A 17,008-nucleotide genomic window follows, 5' to 3' on the forward strand; every position below is an offset into this window, starting at 1 on the left:
GATTCCCGGCACGGGGCATCGCTTTCTGTAGAGCCGAGCGATGCTCGGCTGCTTTTTGCCGGAGCCGGGCATGGGCTCGGCTCTACGGGCGTAGCCTGCACAAACGCAAACGGCCACCCGAAGGTGGCCGTCCGTCTGCATCGAAAGGAACCTGCGGGCTTACAGCGCCTGCAGTTCCTCGTTGGCGTTGCGCTTTTCCTTGGCCGGCGCCGGAACCGCCGCCGGAGCGGGCGATGCCGCGTTCGCGTCCACCGGCACCTCCAGGTAGGGCAGCTGCAGGGTCTGGCTGGTCAGCGTGCGGATCTCGTTGACCAGCGCGGCGCTGTCGTTGAGCTTGCGCCCGTACGACGGCACGATCTCGCGCAGGCGGGTTTCCCAGCCGGCCTTCATCTGCTCCGGGAAGGCCTTGGCCATCAGGTCAAGCATGATCGGCGGCGAGGTCGACGCGCCCGGCGACGCGCCGAGCAGGGCGGCGAGGGTGTGGTCCTTGTCGGTCACGATCTCGGTACCGAACTGCAGCACCGGGCCCTTCAGCGGATCGCGCTTGATGATCTGCACGCGCTGGCCGGCGGTGACCAGCTTCCAGTCACCCGGCTTGGCATTGGGGAAGTACTTGACCAGTTCGGCCTGGCGGTCGGCATCGTTCAGGCGCGCCTGTCCCATCAGGTACTGCACCAGGTCCAGGTTGTCCTTGCCCACTTCCAGCATCGGGCCAACGTTGTTGTGGGTGACCGAGGAATACAGGTCCCACCACGAGCCGTGCTTGAGGAACTTGGTGCTGTACAGCGCGAACGGCCCGAACAGGACCACCGGCTTGCCGTCCAGCTTGCGCGCATCCAGGTGCGGCACCGACATCGGCGGCGAGCCGGTCTCGGCCATGCCGTAAGCCTTCACCCCATGGCGCGAGGTCACGTCCTGGCCCTGGAAGGCGAGGAACTGGCCGCCGACCGGGAAGCCGGCGTAGTCCTTCGATTCCGGAATGCCCGACATCTGCAGCAGCTTCAGTGCGGCGCCACCGGCACCGATGAACACGAAGCGGGCGTGGGTGGTGGATTCGGTGCCGGCCTTGAGGTCCTTCACCGTCACGTTCCAGCTCTTGTCGGCGTTCTGCCGCAGCGCGCTCACTTCATGGTTCAGGTGCAGGTTGAAGTTCGGGCTGCGCTGCAGGCCGGCGGTCAGCTGGCGGGTGATCACGCCGAAGTTGACGTCGGTGCCCAGCGGCATCCAGGTTGCGGCAACCTTCTGCTTCGGGTCACGGCCTTCCATCAGCAGCGGGGCCCACTGCTTGATCTGGGCCGGATCCTCGGAGTACTGCATGCCGTAGAACAGCGGATTCTTGACCAGGGCCTGCTGGCGCTTGTGCAGGTAGGCGATGTTGTCATCGCCCCAGACGAAGCTCATGTGCGGGGTCGGGTTGATGAAGTCGCTGGGCTGGCTCAGCCGGCCCTCCTTCACCTGGTGCGACCAGAACTGGCGCGAGACCTCGAACGATTCGGCGATGCCGACCGCGCGCTTGGTCTCGATGCTGCCGTCGGGCAGTTCCGGGGTGTAGTTCAGTTCGGCGAACGCCGAGTGGCCGGTGCCGGCGTTGTTCCAGCCATCGGAGCTTTCACCGGCGACGCCGTCGAGGCGTTCGTAGACCTGGATGTTCCAGTCCGGCTGCAGCTCCTGCAGGTAGGTGGCCAGGGTGATGCTCATGATGCCGGCGCCGACCAGCACAACATCGACGGGCTTGTCGTTGCTGGCGGCAGGCACCGAGCGCTGGGTCAGCGGCCAGTACAGGAACAGCGCGGCGGCCAGCAACAGCAGCACGAGCAGGGCGAGAAGAGCCTTGCCAAATTTCTTCATGGGGGCGGGATCGTTGGCGGAGGGGAAGGGGTCAGGATGCGCGTGGGGCAGGGAAAGGGCGTGAAGAAACAACGCCTTGCATCATCCACCGGTGATTCTAACCGGATCCGGTCCTTTTTTGATGCAACGCAGCATCCGATGTTTCGCGGTGCTGCCACATGGGCGGCAGGCGATGCCCGGCGACGGTGGGATCAGACCAGCTCAAGGATCTCGTCGCCAGCCTCATCGACCCCGCCGGTCGGGCGCCAGCCCAGCCGGCGGTAGAAGCCGTGCGAGCGCGAACGCGGGTCGGCCGAGCAGGTCAGGAACAGCCGCCGGTGGCCGGCATCGCGGGTCAGGCTGACCACTTCCTGCAGCAGCTGGCGGCCGATGCCGCGGCCCTCGTAGTCCGGCAGCAGGGCCAGCACCAGCACCTCGCCGCTGTCGCGGTCGGCGAAGCAGTAGCCGGCCATGCGCTCGCCCTCCCAGGCGACGCGGCCGATCGAATCGCCCTGGGCGATGCCGGCGGCCCAGCTGTCCACAGTGATGCCCAGCTGGGCCAGCTGCTCGGCGCTGAAGGCGTTCTCGCGGGTGCGCCCACGCAGGTCGATGCAGGCAGCGGCATCCTCGGGGCGGGCGTCGCGCAGGTACACGGGCATGCCGGACATCCTTGTAATGGTCGGCCCGCCAGTATCCGCATCGCGCATGGACCCGGTGTGTAGGCTTGATGGAGATCCGATGGAGCCCCGAAAAAGGGGACGGAGGGGATTAAGTCGTATTTGCCTTGAATGTCGTATTGGCCTTAAGCGACTTAATTCCCTCCGTCCCCTTTTTGCGCTGTGCGTCAGCGCTTGCGCCGGATCAATGCCGAGGATGCATCCAGCACGGCGCGGGTCAGCAGGGCCATGGTCTGCACGTCGCCCTTCCAGTGCTGCCAGTACAGCGGCACGTCTTCCCACGCGCGCTGGCGTACGTAGACCAGGCGGCCGGCGTCCAGGTGCCGCTTGACCAGCGGCAGCGGATTCATCGTCCAGCCCATGCCGCCCAGGTTGGCCTGCACAAAGGCGCGGGTGGAGGGGATCCACCAGGTCGGTGCGGTGCTGGGCAGGTCATCGCCGGCCATGCGCCGGGCGAAGCGCGACTGCATGTCGTCCTTGCGGTTGAATACCAGTACCGGTGCCTGCGCCAGTGCCTGCGCGGTCACTCCCTTGGCGAAGTGGCGTTCGCGGAATTCAGGAGTACAGGTCGCTGCATAGCGGATGCTGCCCAGCGCATGGATCTGGCAGCCCTGCACCGGCTCGTCCAGCGTGGTCACCGCACCCAGCACCGTGCCCTGGCGCAGCAGTTCGACGGTGTGGTCCTGGTCCTCCACGCGCAGGTCCAGGGTGGTCCCGGTACCCTGCGCGAACTGCGCCGCGGCCTGCGGAAACCAGGTTTCCAGGCTGTCGTGGTTCACTGCCACCGGGATGCTGGCCTGGGGCAGGTCCTCATCCGCCAGGCCCATGCGGTGCAGCGCATCGTGTTCCAGCAGGGCGGTCTGCTCGGCCAGCTGCACCAGCAGCTGGCCCTCGGCGGTCGCGGTGGCCGGGGTGCCACGCTTGACCAGCAGGCGGCCGATCCGGTCCTCCAGTGCCTTGACCCGCTGCGAGATGGCCGAGGGCGTGACATTCAGCGATTGCGCGGCGCGGTCGAAGCTGCCTTCGCGGATCACCGCGGCCAGGGCGCGCAGCTGGGCGTGATCGATGCGCATCGAATTAAGCTCCGCTAATGTTGGTTTAGGAAGTTTAGCTCGTCTTTTCCATGTTGCGGCGCGACAATGGCGCCCGTTCCGGTGCTGTCCGCCTTCGCGAGGCACCGTCCCCCAAGCAATACAAGGCAGTGAATCCCATGTTCTCGGTCATCTCCGCCAGCACCGGCCTCGGTGCCTGGTTCTCTGGTGCAGCCACCGGCATCGGCCTGTTCGCCGTGGTCGGGGCCCAGAGCGCCTTCATTCTGCGCCAGGGCATCCTGCGCAAGCACATCGTGCCGGTGGTCGCTACCTGCGCGGCCATCGATGCCATCTTCATCTTTGCCAGCGTGGCCGGCCTGCGCACGCTCACTTCAGCGCTGCCGTGGCTGACCACCGCCGTGCTGTGGACCGGTGTCGCGTTCCTGGCCTGGTATGCGATGAAGTCGGCACGCCGTGCGATCGCCGGCGGCGGTGGCATGGGCGAGGCCGACAGCGACGACGGCAGCCGCCGCGCGGTGCTGATGGCCGCGGTCGGCTTCTCGCTGATCAACCCGCACTTCTGGCTGGACATGATGGTGATCGGCTCCATCGCCGAGAACTTCGGCAATGCCCGCATGGCCTTCGCTGCGGGCGTGGTCACGGCCAGCTGCCTGTGGCTGACCGCGCAGGGCCTTGGCGCACGCCTGCTGGCGCCGCTGTTCACCAAGCCCAGCACCTGGCGCGTGCTCGACGGCACCATCGCCGTGATCCTCAGCATCCTGGCCCTCATGTTGGCGGTGCGCGGGGTCCACTGACCCGGCGCACGCCCCCCGAACCCACGTCCTGACTCTCTCTCCAAGGTAGTGGCAACGACGGCACCGGCAACGGTGCCGTCGTCTTTTCCGGCTCTGGCGGGAAACCCATTGCCCTGCCTAGAATCGGAGACCAGGACAAGGTGTCCACAGGAGCAGGGGAAGGATGCACAGGACGATTCTGGCGGCCGCACTGGCCGTCATCGGGGGCGTTGCCGCAGGCAGCGCGGGGGCGGTGGAGCTGACGCAGTACCTGCGGCGGGAGACCTTCACCGACATCAAGATCTCGCCGGGGGGCGAGTACGTAGCGGCAACGGTGCCGAGGGAAGACAGCACCGCGATCGCGATCCTGCGCCTGAAGGACAAGGAGGTGGTCGGCAGTTTCTGGCCGCCCAGCCGCAACCACGCGCAGGAATTCGATTGGGTCAGCAACGAGCGCCTGTTGATCGGCCTGGCCCAGAAGTGGGGCTCGCTCGACCAACCCAATCCCACCGGCGAACTCTATGCCATCGACGCCAACGGCAACCGCGGCGAACTGCTGGTCGGCTATCGCGTCGAAAGCAAGGGCCCGGGGACCCGCATCCAGCCGAAGAAGGTCGAAGCAGTGGCCGCCTTCCTGGCCGACGACCTGCCGGGCGACGAGCGCAACGTGCTGGTGACCGTATGGCCGCTGGCCGAGGATCCGTACACCCGCGTAGATCGCATGGATGTGACTACGGGGCGTCGCTCGCGGGTGGCGTCCTCGCCGGTACGGCGCGGCGAGTTCACCACCGACGGCGCCGGCGAAGTGCGCTTCGTGCATGGCTCGGGCAGCGACAACATCAACAAGCTGTACTTCCGCGAACGCAGTGGCGACAGCTGGAAGCTGATCAACGACGAGGCCGTCAGCAAGCGCATCGAAACCGCCCTCGGCTTCTCGGCCGATGACAGCCTGGCCTACCTCAACGTCGAGCAGACCCAGGGCCCGGACGCGATCGTCAGCTGGAACCCGCAGACCGGCGAGCGTGCCACGCTGCTGCGCGACGAGGTGGTCAATCCGTATCGCATCATCCATCGGCCCGGCACCCACGTGCCGGTGGGCGCGCTCTATCTGGGCGATACGCCGCGTACCCGGTTCTTCGACGAGAAGTCGCCGGAGGCGCGCCTGTACCGCAGCCTGGAAGCCGCCTTCGGAGGGCCGGTCTACATCACCTCCAGCACCCGCGATGGCCGTGTCGTGCTGGTGGAAACCTGGTCGGGCTCGAACCCGGGCGATTTCTACGTCTACGACACGGTGGCGCGCAAGGCTGACCACCTGATCAGCCGCAGCGACTGGATTGACGTGGACCGCAGTGCCAGCGTGAAGCCGATTGCACTGAAGGCGCGGGACGGGCTGCCGTTGCATGGCTTCCTGACCCTGCCGGCCGGCAGCAACGGCCGCAACCTGCCGATGGTGGTGATGCCGCATGGCGGTCCGTTCGACATCTTCGATTCCGGCCAGTACGACCGCGAAACCCAGATGCTGGCCGCCGCCGGGTATGCCGTGCTGCAGGTCAACTTCCGTGGGTCGGGCAATTACGGCCGGGCCCACACCCAGGCCGGTGCGCAGCAGTGGGGCGCGGCGATGCAGGACGATGTCACCGATGCCACCCGCTGGGCAATCAGCGAAGGCATCGCCGATGCTCGTCGCATCTGCATCTATGGCGCCAGCTACGGGGCCTACTCGGCGATGATGGGGGCCGCCCGCGAACCCGGGCTGTATCAGTGCGCGGCCGGCTATGTGGGGGTCTACGACCTGCCGATGATGTACACCCGTGGCGATATCCAGGACCGCGGCTCAGGCGTGACCTACCTGCGCGAATGGCTGGGTGATCCGGCCAAGCTGGGCGCGGTGTCGCCGGTGAACCTGGCCGAACGGATCAAGGTACCGGTGTTCCTCGCCGCCGGTGGCGAAGACAAGCGTGCGCCGATCCAGCATACCGAGCGCATGGAAGCGGCGCTCAAGCGCGCCGGCACACCGGTGGAAAGCCTGTACTACAAGACCGAAGGCCACGGCTTCTACACCGAGGCGCATCGCAGCGAGTACTACGACAAGCTGCTGGCGTTCCTGGCGCGCAGCCTGGGGGGCAAGACCGCGACGACCGCGCCCGTGGCCGGCAAGGACAAGGCGCCCTGAGCTGACAGGGCGGCGGATGAATTTTCCGCCGCCCTGGTCTTCCGCACGCGGGACTTACTTCACCCCGTGCATCATCTTCTTCAGCAGCGGCGCGGCGATGAAGGCCACCAACGCGCAACCCAGGCCGATCCACATCAGCAGCCAGAACAGGTGCGCGTAGGCACCGGCGGCAGCCACCATGTCCAGCGATTCGCCTTCCGGCACCTCGATCGCGGCCAGCTTGCCGAACAGCGCGGCCAGCGTTTCCGAGAATGCGGTGGCCAGGAACCAAGTGCCCATCATCAGGCTCATCACCCGCGGCACGGCCAGCTGGGTCACCGCCGACAGGCCGACCGGCGAGAGGCACATCTCGCCGCTGGCCAGCAGGAAGTAGGCCAGCACCAGCCACCACACGCTGGCCATCTCGCCGGTGGCGCCCACCTGCTGTGCGGCCAGCGCCAGCGGCACGAACGACAGCGCGCCGATCACCAGGCCCCAGGCCGACTTCACCGGCTTGCCCGGTTCCCAGCCGCGGCGGTCCATCCACGTCCACAGCGCGGCGAAGGCCGGAGCGAGCAGCACCAGGAACAGGCCGCCGAGGTAGGTCAGCGAGCCGGCGGTCTGCGGAATCACCAGGCAGTCGCGCACCAGCAGCACCAGCATCAGTACGACGATGGCGGCGAAGAACGTGCGCGGCGCGGCCGAGCCCGGGCGCCGTTCCGACAGGCGCGCGCTGACCACGAAGCCGAGCGGTGCCAGCAGCAGCGAGAGGATCGACCACGGCAGCGGCGTGCCGCCGGTGATCACCAGCGAGGGCACGATGTCCTTGGTCAGCAGGCGGTCGGTGAAGGTCACCCACGAGCCGTAGGACTGCTCGTACATCGTGAAGAACACCAGCGCCATGAAGATCAGCACCATCAGCGCGATCATCTGCTGGCGCTGCACCGGCGTGCATTTCGTGCCGGTGAACCAGGCGAACCAGACCAGCACGCCGCCCAGCACCACCAGCATCAGCATCAGCGCCAGGCTGATTTCACCGCCCAGCGCGAACGCGCCGTTGCCGGCGGCCCACATCAGCCATGCCACCGGCAGCACGCCGAGCACCGCGCACAGATAGATGAGCCATTCGCGTGGCAGGCCCAGCACCTTCTGCTTCAGCGCCGCCGGTTGCGGCGGTTCGGCATGGCCCTGCAGGTACTTCTGGCCCCACAGGAACATCGCCAGGCCGGCCAGCATGCCGATGCCGGCCGCACCGAAACCGTACTTCCAGCCGTAGGCCTCACCGAGGAAGCCACACACCAGGGACGAGAACAGCGCGCCGAGGTTGATGCCGGCGTAGAACAGCGAAAAGCCCGAGTCGCGACGCGGGTCGTCCTTGGCGTACAGCTTGCCGACAATGGTGGAGATGTTCGGCTTCAGGAAGCCGACGCCCATGATGATCAGCGCCAGCGACAGGTAGGTCACCGCCAGCGCCGAGGTGTCGCGCACCACTTCGCCGTTCACCCGGTACGCGGCGTGGCCCTCGAAGGCCATGCCGAGGTGGCCGAGTACCAGCAGGATGCCGCCGAACAGCACTGCCCGGCGCATGCCCAGCCAGCGGTCGGCCAGCATGCCGCCGAACACCGGGATGCAGTACACCAGGCCACCGTAGGCACCGAGCAGGTCCAGGCCGGCCTTGTCGCCGAACAGGTGGTATTTGGTCAGGTACAGCAGCAACAGCGCCTTCATGCCGTAGAAGGAGAAGCGCTCCCACATTTCAGTGAAGAAGCAGACGTAGACGCCCTTGGGGTGGCCCAGGAAGTCGTCGGAAGCAGAGGCGGCAACGGTCATCGACGGCGGGGACAGCGGAAAGGGCGCGATTATAGGCCTCTGGGCCTGGGCAGGCAGCCGCCGGTGGATCCACGCCATGCAGGGATGGCGCTCCCCCGGCGGCCACCGCTCACAGGTATCGCAACCAAGGCAGATCGCGCCTTCGCGCTTTGAACCGCGCGAAGGTCCGCGTCGGGGGGTACAGCACCACCGCCAGCGCACAGGCCACCAGCAGCAGGCCGCTGACCGAATCCAGGGCATACAGTTCGCCATGGGTCGGTCCCCAGGCCGCCAACGCGGCCAGGTACAGCCCCTTCAGTACGTACAGGTGCAGCAGGTAGAAGAACATCGGCGCGGCGCCGATATCGGACAGCGGGCGCAGCGCACGCGCGAGGGGCGGCCATTCGTACAAGCGCAGCAGCAACAGCCCCACGCCCAGGGTCAGCAACAGGAACTGCAATGACGGCGGGTACTTGGTGACGTTGAAGATGCTCAACCACGTGCGCAGCGTAGTGGTCTGGTACGACCAGGGAGCATCCCCATACTGGTTGGCGAACCGCAGCAGCGCGAACAGGGCCAGCGCGCCGACGCCTGCCCACAGCAGCCAGCGCTGGCGCTGCTCCGGCGCGCGCGCGCGGCCGAACCAGGGCCCCATCAGATAACCCAGCGCAATCACCCCGATCCACGGCAGTACCGGATAGGAGGTGCGCAGGCGCAGCGCGCCGGCCTCGATCCAGTCGCGCTGGTGCAGCACTTTCCACAGCACCGCCAGCAGGCCGTTTCCTTGCACCCGAAGGCCGTCGAACAGGTTGTGCCCGGCCACCACCGCGATTGCCAGCATCAGCAGGGCCGGGCGTGGCAGCCATAGCAGCCCGGCCAGCGCGATCATGCTCAGCCCGATGGCCCAGATCACCTGCAGGTACAGCGTTTCCGGCGGCAGCTGGAAGGTCCAGGCGAAATTCACCAGGGTCAGTTCCAGCACCACCAGGAACAGCCCGCGCTTGAGCAGGAACGCAGCTGTGGCCCCGCGCGGATCCGCCTGGCGCTGGCCGTACAGCCAGGCCGACAGCCCGGTCAGCAGCACGAACACGGGGGCGCACAGGTGGGCCAACAGACGGCAGGCGAACAGCGCAGGGGAGACCGTCGCTGCGTCCATCGGGTCGCTCACCTGGTGCTGCAGGAAGAAGGTCTCGCGCACGTGGTCCAGCAGCATCAACAGCATCACGGTGCCGCGCAGCTGGTCGATGGAGGCCAGGCGGGTAGTGGGGGAAGGGGCCACGTACGAAGTTCGGTCGGCGTGGCAGGATATAACATAACAATTGCGTCTTTCCAGCGCGTGCTGAGCTGTTCCGACGAGCGCGCGCGTCGGCTCAGGGCAGGCAAACCGAGGGGCTCCAGCCCAGCGCCTCGTCGTAGTGGACCTGGATCGCTCGCAGGCTCCCGTCGGGGTTGGCCTTCAAGCAGAATCGGGCGCTGTGGTGTTGCGTGGCGCCGGTCCTGGTGGCCGACAGCGATACGTCGTACAGGCGTCCGGGCTGCAGCGGCATCGCCGTCTGCCTTGTAATGGCGTTGGCTGGCACTTCTCCGTAGACCACGCAGGCTCCGGGGGGAAGTGGGATTGATGCGGGATGGGCAAAGTAGAAAGACCATTGCCGCCGCAGCGGTGGAGTAATTGCGTCATGCACCTCCACACCAAACACCTCTGGAGTTTTACCGATACGCTTGCGCTCCTTCTTGGGTAGTCCGAAACAAGGTTTGCCGGCGTGGTCGGTGATCTCGACTGCGCCAATGCGGCTCCAGGCAGATGCGTAATCGCAAAGCGGCATCAGGCAGGTCAGGGTCACGACAGCTACGACCGGTGATTTGATCGGGCGGATCCGCAGTGGGTTGTTCATCGGGCGGCTCAGCGTCATCGGTTCAGATCATGAACACGATGCACGGGGCGTTGAGGCACTTCAAACGATGATGGCTGGAATGCTGCAGTACTGGTTGGCCTGGCCCCTGCAGGACAAAGAGACCGCGAGGCCCGGCAGCCCTCCGGGATGTGCCTCACGCGCTTGATGCGTTGGCCGAGTTTGGCCAGAAACGACTATCTCACTGCCGACCTGGCCGCAACCCTCCCGAACCGCACTGGACTTGCCGCCTCCTGAACGCTAGCGTGCAGGGGATTTTTTGCCAGCAGGGGCTCCCATGAACCACGACGCTGCGCCCAAGCAGCTCACCTTCCGCGCAGTGGCCCTGGCCATCGTGCTGGCGGTGGTGCTGTCGGCCGCAAACGCCTACCTCGGTCTGTTCGCAGGCCTGACCATCGCCACCGCCATTCCCGCCGCGGTGATTTCAATGGGCGTGCTGCGCCTGCTGGGCGGTGGCTCCATCCTCGAGAACAACATCGTGCAGACCGGCGCCTCGGCCGGTTCATCGATCGCCGCCGGTGTGATCTTCACCATCCCGGCGCTGGTGATCATGGGCTACTGGCCGGACTTCAAGTACTGGTGGGTGCTGGGCATCGCCGGCCTCGGTGGCCTGTTGGGCGTGCTGTTCTCGGTGCCGCTGCGCCGTTCGATGATTGTCGAAGACCCGCTGCCGTTCCCGGAAGGCAAGGCTGCGGCCGAAGTGCTCAAGGCCGGTGAAAATCCGGGCCCGGGCCTGAAGATCCTCGGCCTGTCGGCGGTGATCGGTGCCTTCGTCAAGCTGGCCGCGGAAAGCGGCATGCGCCTGATTCCCGATGCCTGGGCCACCTCGGCCTACGTCGGCAGTTCCAAGGTCACCGCCTTCATCGGCACCAACCTGTCGCCGGCACTGCTGGGCGTGGGCTACATCGTCGGCCTCAACGTCGGCATCGTGGTGGTGTCCGGCTCGATCCTGACCTGGCACATCGCCATTCCGATCTACCAGGCGTTCTTCATGAACACCGATCCGGCACTGGCCGCGTCGGTTGCCGCTGCCTCGTCCACCGAGGCAGCGTTCGCCATCTGGGGCGCGAAGATGCGCTACCTGGGCGTCGGTGCGATGCTGATCGGTGGCATCTGGACCCTGATCTCGCTGCGCAAGTCGCTGCTCAACGGTGTCAAGAGCGGCTTTGCCGCCGCCCGCAAGAGCGGTGGCCCGGTGCTGGCGCACACCGAGCGCGACCTGCCGATGAAGTGGATGCTGGTCGCCCTGGTGGTGTTCGTGCTGCCGCTGCTGGCCCTGTACCAGGCCATCGTCGGCCAGTGGCACGTGTCCATCCCGATGACCCTCATCATGATCGTCGCCGGCTTCCTGTTCGTTTCGGTCTCGGCCTACCTGGCCGGCCTGATCGGCTCGTCCAACAACCCGGTTTCGGGCATCACCATCTCCACCATCCTGTTCGCTTCGGCCGTGCTGGTGGTGCTGCTGGGCAAGGATGGCCTGCAGCCGGTCGGCGCCTTCGGCGCGCCGCTGGGCGCGGTGGCCGCGATCATGATCGGCGCGGTGGTGTGCTGTGCTGCAGCGGTCGGCGGTGACAACCTGCAGGACCTCAAGGCCGGTTACATCGTCGGTGCCACCCCGTGGAAGCAGCAGCTGATGCTGGGCATCGGTGCGTTCTCGTGCGCGCTGATCATGGCCCCGGTGCTGAACCTGCTGGCCACCGCCTACGGCATCGGCGTGAAGTCGGAGCTGCACCCGAACGCGCTGGCCGCGCCGCAGGCCAACCTGATGGCCTCGGTGGCCAAGGGCCTGTTCGGTGGTGAACTGCCGTGGACCTTCATCGGCATCGGTGCCGTGGTCGGTGCCGCCATCATCGCGTTCGACAGCTGGCTGAAGTCGCGCAACGCCCGCTTCCGCGTGCCTGTGCTGGCCGCCGCCATCGGCATCTACCTGCCGCTGGAACTGATGGTGCCGATCTTCCTCGGCGGCCTGATCGCCTACCTCGTCGAGCGCTTCCACAAGGTGCGTGCCGATGACGAAGAAGGTCGCGACCGCGTGCACAAGCCGGGCGTGCTGTTCGCCGCCGGCCTGATCACCGGTGAGGCACTGATGGGCATCGCCATCGCGATTCCGATCGTGGTGAGCAGTCGCGCCGACGTGCTGGCCGTGCCGTTCCACCTGCCGGGCGCACAGTGGATCGGCCTGGCCGTGCTGTTCCTGGTCGGCTGGCTGATCTACCGCACCGGCAAGCGCGCCATGGCGTAAGGGTTGGGGTCGGATCCCTTCCCGCAGGGAAGGGCTCTGACCCCGGGTTGACAGCGTCTGGGGTCAGAGCCGATTCCGTCGGAATCGGATCCGACCCCGGTGTCCCCACAAACCGCGCCACGGCGCGGTTTGCTTTTTCTGGCGGCGGGGCCGCGCCCCACCGGCAGCCATGACCGATGGCCTTGGCAGCCCCGGCCGCACGGGCCTACCATCGGTTTTTTGCCGTCCTGCGGAGACCCCGATGAAACTGCGTCATGCCCTGCTGCCACTGAGCCTGCTGGCCGCCCTGCCCAGCGTCGCCGCTGCCCGTGGCCTGGAAGTCCGCGACATGGTGGCCATGGACCGCGTCTCAGCGCCGGTACTGACCGCTGACGGCGGCACCGTGGTGTTCGCCAAGCGCAGCGTGGATGCCAACCTGAAGGCCTCCACCGCGCTGTACGCGCGCAACCTGCGTACCCGCGACGCAGCACCGCCGAAGCAGATCACCCCGGCCGGCTGGAACGTCAATTCCGCTTCGCTGTCGGCCGATGGCCAGACCGTGTATTTCCTCAGCGCCAGGAACGGCAGCCAGCAGCTGTACGCGCAGCCGGTCAGCGGCGGCGCCCCGCGCCAGCTGACCGACTTCCCGGTCGACGTGGACAGCTACCACGTGTCGCCGCAGGACGACCGCGTGCTGTTCAGCGCCGGCGTGTTCCAGGCCTGTGCCTCGGACCTGGCCTGCACCGAGAAGAAGCTCAAGGACGTCGCCGGCGCCAAGGCCAGTGGAAAGGTCTTCGATTCGCTGTTCGTGCGCCACTGGGATACCTGGAACGACGGCCGCCGCAACACCCTGTTCGTCGCGCCGCTGCCGGCAGCCAAGGCCGGTCCGGTCAAGGGCGCTTCCGCGCTGAGCGCCACCATCGACGGTGATGCCCCGTCCAAGCCGTTCGGCGGCAATGATGATTTCGCGTGGTCGCCGGATGGCGCCAGCGTGGTCGCCAGCATCCGCGTGGCCGGCAAGCAGGAGCCGTGGTCGACCAACTTCGACCTGTACCGCTTCGACGCGGCGGGCAAGCAGGCGCCGGTCAACCTGACCGCCTCCAACCCGGCCTGGGATGCCGGCCCGGTGTTCAGTGCCGACGGCAAGACCCTGTTCTACCGCGCGATGAAGCGCCCGGGCTTCGAGGCTGACCGCTTCGGCCTGATGGCGATGGACCTGGCCAGTGGCAAGACCCGCGAGATCGCCCCGCAGTGGGATCGTTCGGCTGGCGGCATCACCCTGTCCGCCGACGGCGCCAGCATCTACACCACGGCCGATGACCTCGGCGAACACCCGCTGTTCCAGATCGACGTGGCCAGCGGCAAGGCCACCAAGCTGATCGGCGACGGCAGCGTGACCTCGGTGGATGTGGCCGGCAACAGCGTGGCGATCACCCGCAACAGCCTGAAGAGCAACGATCAGGTGCTGGTTGGCTTGCTGCCGGCCGCGGGCGAAGCCATCGGCGAGCTGCGCGCGCTGACCCCGGCCGCTGGTGAGGTGCTCAAGGATGTCAGCTTCGGCGACTACGAACAGTTCGAGTTCAAGGGCTGGAACAACGACACCGTGCATGGCTACGTGGTCAAGCCGCACAACTACCAGGAAGGCAAGTCGTACCCGGTCGCGTTCCTGATCCACGGCGGCCCGCAGGGCAGCTTCGGCAATGGCTGGAGCTACCGCTGGAATCCGCAGACCTACGCGGGCCAGGGCTATGCGGTGGTGATGATCGACTTCCACGGCTCCACCGGCTACGGCCAGGCGTTCACCGATGCGATCAGCCAGCACTGGGGCGACCGCCCGCTGGAAGACCTGCAGAAGGGCTGGGATGCGGCGCTGAAGAAGTATTCCTTCCTCAATGGTGACAAGGCCTGTGCGCTGGGCGCCAGCTACGGCGGCTTCATGGTCAACTGGATTGCCGGCAACTGGAACGGCCCGTTCAAGTGCCTGGTCAACCATGACGGCGTGTTCGACCAGCGCATGATGGGCTACGCCACCGAAGAACTGTGGTTCACCGAGTGGGAGCAGGGCGGTACGCCGTACCAGAAGGCGGCGAACTACGAGAAGTTCAACCCGGTCAACCACGTGGCGGACTGGAAGAAGCCGATCCTGGTCATCCACGGCCAGCAGGACTTCCGCATTCCGGTCGAGCAGGGCCTGGCCGCGTTCACCGCTGCCCAGCGCCAGGGCATCGAATCGAAGTTCCTGTACTTCCCGGATGAAAACCACTGGGTGCTGAAGCCGAACAACAGCATCCTGTGGCATGACACCGTCAATGCCTGGCTGAAGCAGCACATCGGCAACTGATGGTTGCGGCGCCGCCCTCCGGGGCGGCGCTTCTGTTTCACCATCTGCTTTACCGGTGGGTGCCGACCGTTGGTCGGCACACCTTCCTGATCTGCCGCCAACAGCAGCCGGCCAGCGGCCGGCTCTACCAGAGCGCCTGCATGCCTTCGACTGCCCTGATCCAGAACGACATCGTCGTCTTCGGTTTGATCGCCGCCACTCTTGGCGCCGTGTTCTGGACCGCCTCGCGCGAGCAGGGGCTGTGGAAGCGCTTCTATACGTTCGTGCCAGCGCTGCTGCTGTGCTACCTGATTCCCGGCATCTACAACACCGTCGGCCTGATCGACGGCCAGAACACCAAGCTCTACAACCCGATCGCGCGCGACATCCTGTTGCCGGCGGCGCTGATCCTGCTGACCCTGGCAGTGGATATCAAGGGCATCCTGCGGCTCGGCCCGAAGCTGGTACTGATGTACCTGGGCGCCTCGGCCAGCATCATGCTCGGTGCGGTGGTGGCGTTCCTGGTGATGCGCGCGATCCATCCCGACACCGTGGCCGGCGATACCTGGGCCGGCATGGCGGCACTGGCCGGCAGCTGGATCGGTGGTGGTGCCAACATGCTGGCGATGCGCGAAGTGTTCGACGTCAACGCGACCACCTTTGGCCAGTTCGCGGTGGTCGATGTCGGCGTCGGTTACGTGTGGATGGCCGCGCTGATCTTCCTGGCAGGACGTGCAGCGAAGATCGATGCACGCAGTGGCGCTGATACCTCGGCCATCGATGAACTGAAGGAGCGCATCGCGCGCTTCCAGGCCGAGCACGAACGCATTCCCAGCCTGACCGACCTGATGCTGATCGTGGCGGTGGCCTTCGGCGGCGTCGGCCTGTCGCATGCGATCGGTGCGCCGCTGGCGGCCTGGTTCAAGGCCAACGTCAGCTGGGCGTCGCAGTTCAGCCTGGACGCGCCGTTCGTGTGGGTGGTGGTGCTGTCGACCACGCTGGGCCTGAGCCTGAGTTTCACCCGCGCACGCAACCTGGAAGGGGCGGGTGCATCGCGGCTGGGTTCGTTGCTGCTGTACTTCCTGATCGCCTGCATCGGCATGCAGATGGATCTGCTGGCGCTGCTGGATCGCCCGTGGCTGTTCCTGCTTGGCCTGATCTGGATTGCCGTGCACATCGTGCTGCTGTGGTGCCTGGGCAAGCTGCTGAAGGTGCCGTTCTTCTATTTCGCCATCGGTTCGCAGTCGAACATCGGTGGCCCGGCCTCGGCGCCGGTGGTGGCGGCCGCGTTCCATCCGGCCCTGGCGCCGGTGGGCGTGCTGCTGGGCACGATGGGCTATGCCACCGGCACCTACCTGGCCTACATCGTCGGCATCACCCTGCGCGCACTGGCCGGGCAGGGCTGATACGGCGACGGGGTGATGGGGTCAGATCCCTTTTGCGACGCAAAAGGGATCTGACCCCGGTTCCCGGTGAATCACGCCACCGGCAACCCGCGTTCGATCAACCATGCCTTCGCGTCTTCGGCGTCCTGCTCGAACCACGCTTTCGTAGATCCCAGCCGATACGTATACCCCCAGGCATCCATGTCGGTCATCAGCCGCTGGCTGCCGACGCCGGGCAGCTGCCCGGCCAGCACGATCTGCAGGTAGCAGGTCGCGTCTTCCTCGGCCACCGAGTCGGTGGCATCGGTATGCACCTGCGCGCGCCGCTCCGGCGGCAGTACGATCAGGTGGCAGGCCTCATGCAGCATCGAGTGCACGGGCGTGTCATCGCGCACGTAGACGTTGCTGGCGATGATGCCCGCCTCGGGCTCGCCCCAGTAGCTGCCGGGAATCGGCTCGCCGGCGGCCACGTGGTGCAGCCGCAGGCCATGCGCGGCGAGCAGGCACTGCGCATCGGCGAAGGCGATGTCGCCCACGCAGGTGATGTCCACGGCGGTTGTCGTATCGGTCATGCGGGTCAGGCAGCCCCGCCCATGCAGGCACGGGCGGGGCAGGGGATCAGGGTTTGTCCGGGCCTTCCGGCAGCGCCACGGAGATGTCCAGCACATCGTGCTGGCCATCCTTCACCAGGTCGACCTTCACCGCATCGACGTCGATGTTCACGTACTTCTTGATCACTTCCAGCAGCTCGCGCTGCAGCAGCGGCAGGTAGTCCGGGCCACCACGGTGGCTGCGTTCCTGCGCGATGATGATCTGCAGGCGGTTCTTGGCGGTTTCGGCGGTGGTCTTCTTCGCTTTGAGGAAATCAAACAGGCCCAT

General features: G+C 66.6%; 13 protein-coding genes. 5 read left to right on the forward strand and 8 right to left on the reverse strand.

Translation table 11 applies throughout. The features are described 5' to 3' along the window. Positions 1 to 159: 159 nt before the first annotated feature. The 3 genes from mqo to VG561_RS12515 all read right to left on the reverse strand — a co-directional run bounded on the left by mqo (position 160) and on the right by VG561_RS12515 (position 3,577). Entirely contained in the window at positions 160 to 1,848 is a 1,689-nt protein-coding gene (gene mqo / locus VG561_RS12505) for a malate dehydrogenase (quinone) (RefSeq protein WP_346601309.1), read from the reverse strand. Positions 1,849 to 2,039: 191 nt separating this feature from the next. Continuing rightward, complete coding sequence (locus tag VG561_RS12510) at positions 2,040 to 2,486, reverse strand: GNAT family N-acetyltransferase (protein ID WP_134808610.1); 447 nt, start codon at positions 2,484 to 2,486, stop codon at positions 2,040 to 2,042. A 185-nt stretch (positions 2,487 to 2,671) separates the two neighbouring features. After that, the gene (locus VG561_RS12515; protein WP_049441179.1) at positions 2,672 to 3,577 is read right to left on the reverse strand and encodes a LysR family transcriptional regulator ArgP; all 906 of its coding nucleotides are present in this window, start codon (positions 3,575 to 3,577) and stop codon (positions 2,672 to 2,674) included. Between the two features lie 137 nt (positions 3,578 to 3,714). On the opposite strand from VG561_RS12515, the gene VG561_RS12520 reads away from it, so the two are divergent. Beyond that, positions 3,715 to 4,350, forward strand: coding sequence for a LysE/ArgO family amino acid transporter (locus VG561_RS12520; RefSeq protein ID WP_005415673.1), 636 nt, complete (start codon positions 3,715 to 3,717; stop codon positions 4,348 to 4,350). A gap of 163 nt (positions 4,351 to 4,513) precedes the next feature. Continuing rightward, positions 4,514 to 6,502 carry an alpha/beta hydrolase family protein gene (locus tag VG561_RS12525; protein WP_134966952.1) on the forward strand — a complete coding sequence of 663 codons (1,989 nt, stop codon included), beginning with the start codon at positions 4,514 to 4,516 and terminating at the stop codon, positions 6,500 to 6,502. Between the two features lie 54 nt (positions 6,503 to 6,556). Here the strand turns inward: VG561_RS12525 and VG561_RS12530 are convergent, their stop codons facing one another. The 3 genes from VG561_RS12530 to VG561_RS12540 form a co-directional block, all read right to left on the reverse strand. Further along, entirely contained in the window at positions 6,557 to 8,311 is a 1,755-nt protein-coding gene (locus VG561_RS12530) for a peptide MFS transporter (protein ID WP_049441185.1), read from the reverse strand. Positions 8,312 to 8,420: 109 nt separating this feature from the next. Next, on the reverse strand, positions 8,421 to 9,569 hold the full coding sequence (locus tag VG561_RS12535; RefSeq protein WP_423179630.1) for a DUF1624 domain-containing protein: 1,149 nt from the start codon (positions 9,567 to 9,569) through the stop codon (positions 8,421 to 8,423). Positions 9,570 to 9,660: 91 nt separating this feature from the next. Beyond that, on the reverse strand, positions 9,661 to 10,203 hold the full coding sequence (locus tag VG561_RS12540; protein WP_227863628.1) for a hypothetical protein: 543 nt from the start codon (positions 10,201 to 10,203) through the stop codon (positions 9,661 to 9,663). Positions 10,204 to 10,480: 277 nt separating this feature from the next. Between VG561_RS12540 and VG561_RS12545 the strand changes: the two genes are divergently transcribed. The 3 genes from VG561_RS12545 (at position 10,481) to VG561_RS12555 (ending at position 16,150) form a co-directional block, all read left to right on the forward strand. Next, a complete protein-coding gene (locus tag VG561_RS12545; protein ID WP_014646348.1) occupies positions 10,481 to 12,445 on the forward strand; it encodes an OPT family oligopeptide transporter in 1,965 nt (654 codons plus the stop codon). 241 nt (positions 12,446 to 12,686) lie between these two features. Next, positions 12,687 to 14,765 carry an alpha/beta hydrolase family protein gene (locus VG561_RS12550; protein ID WP_032961353.1) on the forward strand — a complete coding sequence of 693 codons (2,079 nt, stop codon included), beginning with the start codon at positions 12,687 to 12,689 and terminating at the stop codon, positions 14,763 to 14,765. Between the two features lie 140 nt (positions 14,766 to 14,905). Then, positions 14,906 to 16,150 carry a DUF819 domain-containing protein gene (locus VG561_RS12555; protein ID WP_032961385.1) on the forward strand — a complete coding sequence of 415 codons (1,245 nt, stop codon included), beginning with the start codon at positions 14,906 to 14,908 and terminating at the stop codon, positions 16,148 to 16,150. Between the two features lie 71 nt (positions 16,151 to 16,221). On the opposite strand, the gene VG561_RS12560 is transcribed toward VG561_RS12555, so the two are convergent. Then, the gene (locus VG561_RS12560) at positions 16,222 to 16,701 is read right to left on the reverse strand and encodes a hypothetical protein (protein ID WP_169410931.1); all 480 of its coding nucleotides are present in this window, start codon (positions 16,699 to 16,701) and stop codon (positions 16,222 to 16,224) included. 46 nt (positions 16,702 to 16,747) lie between these two features. Next, positions 16,748 to 17,008 (reverse strand): cell division topological specificity factor MinE, encoded by a 261-nt coding sequence (minE, locus tag VG561_RS12565; protein ID WP_005408532.1) that lies wholly within the window; start codon positions 17,006 to 17,008, stop codon positions 16,748 to 16,750.

Origin of the sequence: Stenotrophomonas sp. CASM110, from assembly GCF_049384345.1 — a bacterium.
Classification (GTDB): domain Bacteria; phylum Pseudomonadota; class Gammaproteobacteria; order Xanthomonadales; family Xanthomonadaceae; genus Stenotrophomonas; species Stenotrophomonas muris.

Excerpts from the sequence above, each read along its gene's own strand:
- mqo (WP_346601309.1), bottom strand. The coding sequence starts at position 1,848 with ATGAAGAAATTTGGCAAGGCTCTTCTCGCCCTGCTCGTGCTGCTGTTG.
- VG561_RS12510 (WP_134808610.1), bottom strand. The coding sequence starts at position 2,486 with ATGCCCGTGTACCTGCGCGACGCCCGCCCCGAGGATGCCGCTGCCTGC.
- VG561_RS12515 (WP_049441179.1), bottom strand. The coding sequence starts at position 3,577 with ATGCGCATCGATCACGCCCAGCTGCGCGCCCTGGCCGCGGTGATCCGC.
- VG561_RS12520 (WP_005415673.1), top strand. The coding sequence starts at position 3,715 with ATGTTCTCGGTCATCTCCGCCAGCACCGGCCTCGGTGCCTGGTTCTCT.
- VG561_RS12525 (WP_134966952.1), top strand. The coding sequence starts at position 4,514 with ATGCACAGGACGATTCTGGCGGCCGCACTGGCCGTCATCGGGGGCGTT.
- VG561_RS12530 (WP_049441185.1), bottom strand. The coding sequence starts at position 8,311 with ATGACCGTTGCCGCCTCTGCTTCCGACGACTTCCTGGGCCACCCCAAG.
- VG561_RS12540 (WP_227863628.1), bottom strand. The coding sequence starts at position 10,203 with ATGACGCTGAGCCGCCCGATGAACAACCCACTGCGGATCCGCCCGATC.
- VG561_RS12545 (WP_014646348.1), top strand. The coding sequence starts at position 10,481 with ATGAACCACGACGCTGCGCCCAAGCAGCTCACCTTCCGCGCAGTGGCC.
- VG561_RS12550 (WP_032961353.1), top strand. The coding sequence starts at position 12,687 with ATGAAACTGCGTCATGCCCTGCTGCCACTGAGCCTGCTGGCCGCCCTG.
- VG561_RS12555 (WP_032961385.1), top strand. The coding sequence starts at position 14,906 with ATGCCTTCGACTGCCCTGATCCAGAACGACATCGTCGTCTTCGGTTTG.
- VG561_RS12560 (WP_169410931.1), bottom strand. The coding sequence starts at position 16,701 with ATGACCGATACGACAACCGCCGTGGACATCACCTGCGTGGGCGACATC.
- minE (WP_005408532.1), bottom strand. The coding sequence starts at position 17,008 with ATGGGCCTGTTTGATTTCCTCAAAGCGAAGAAGACCACCGCCGAAACC.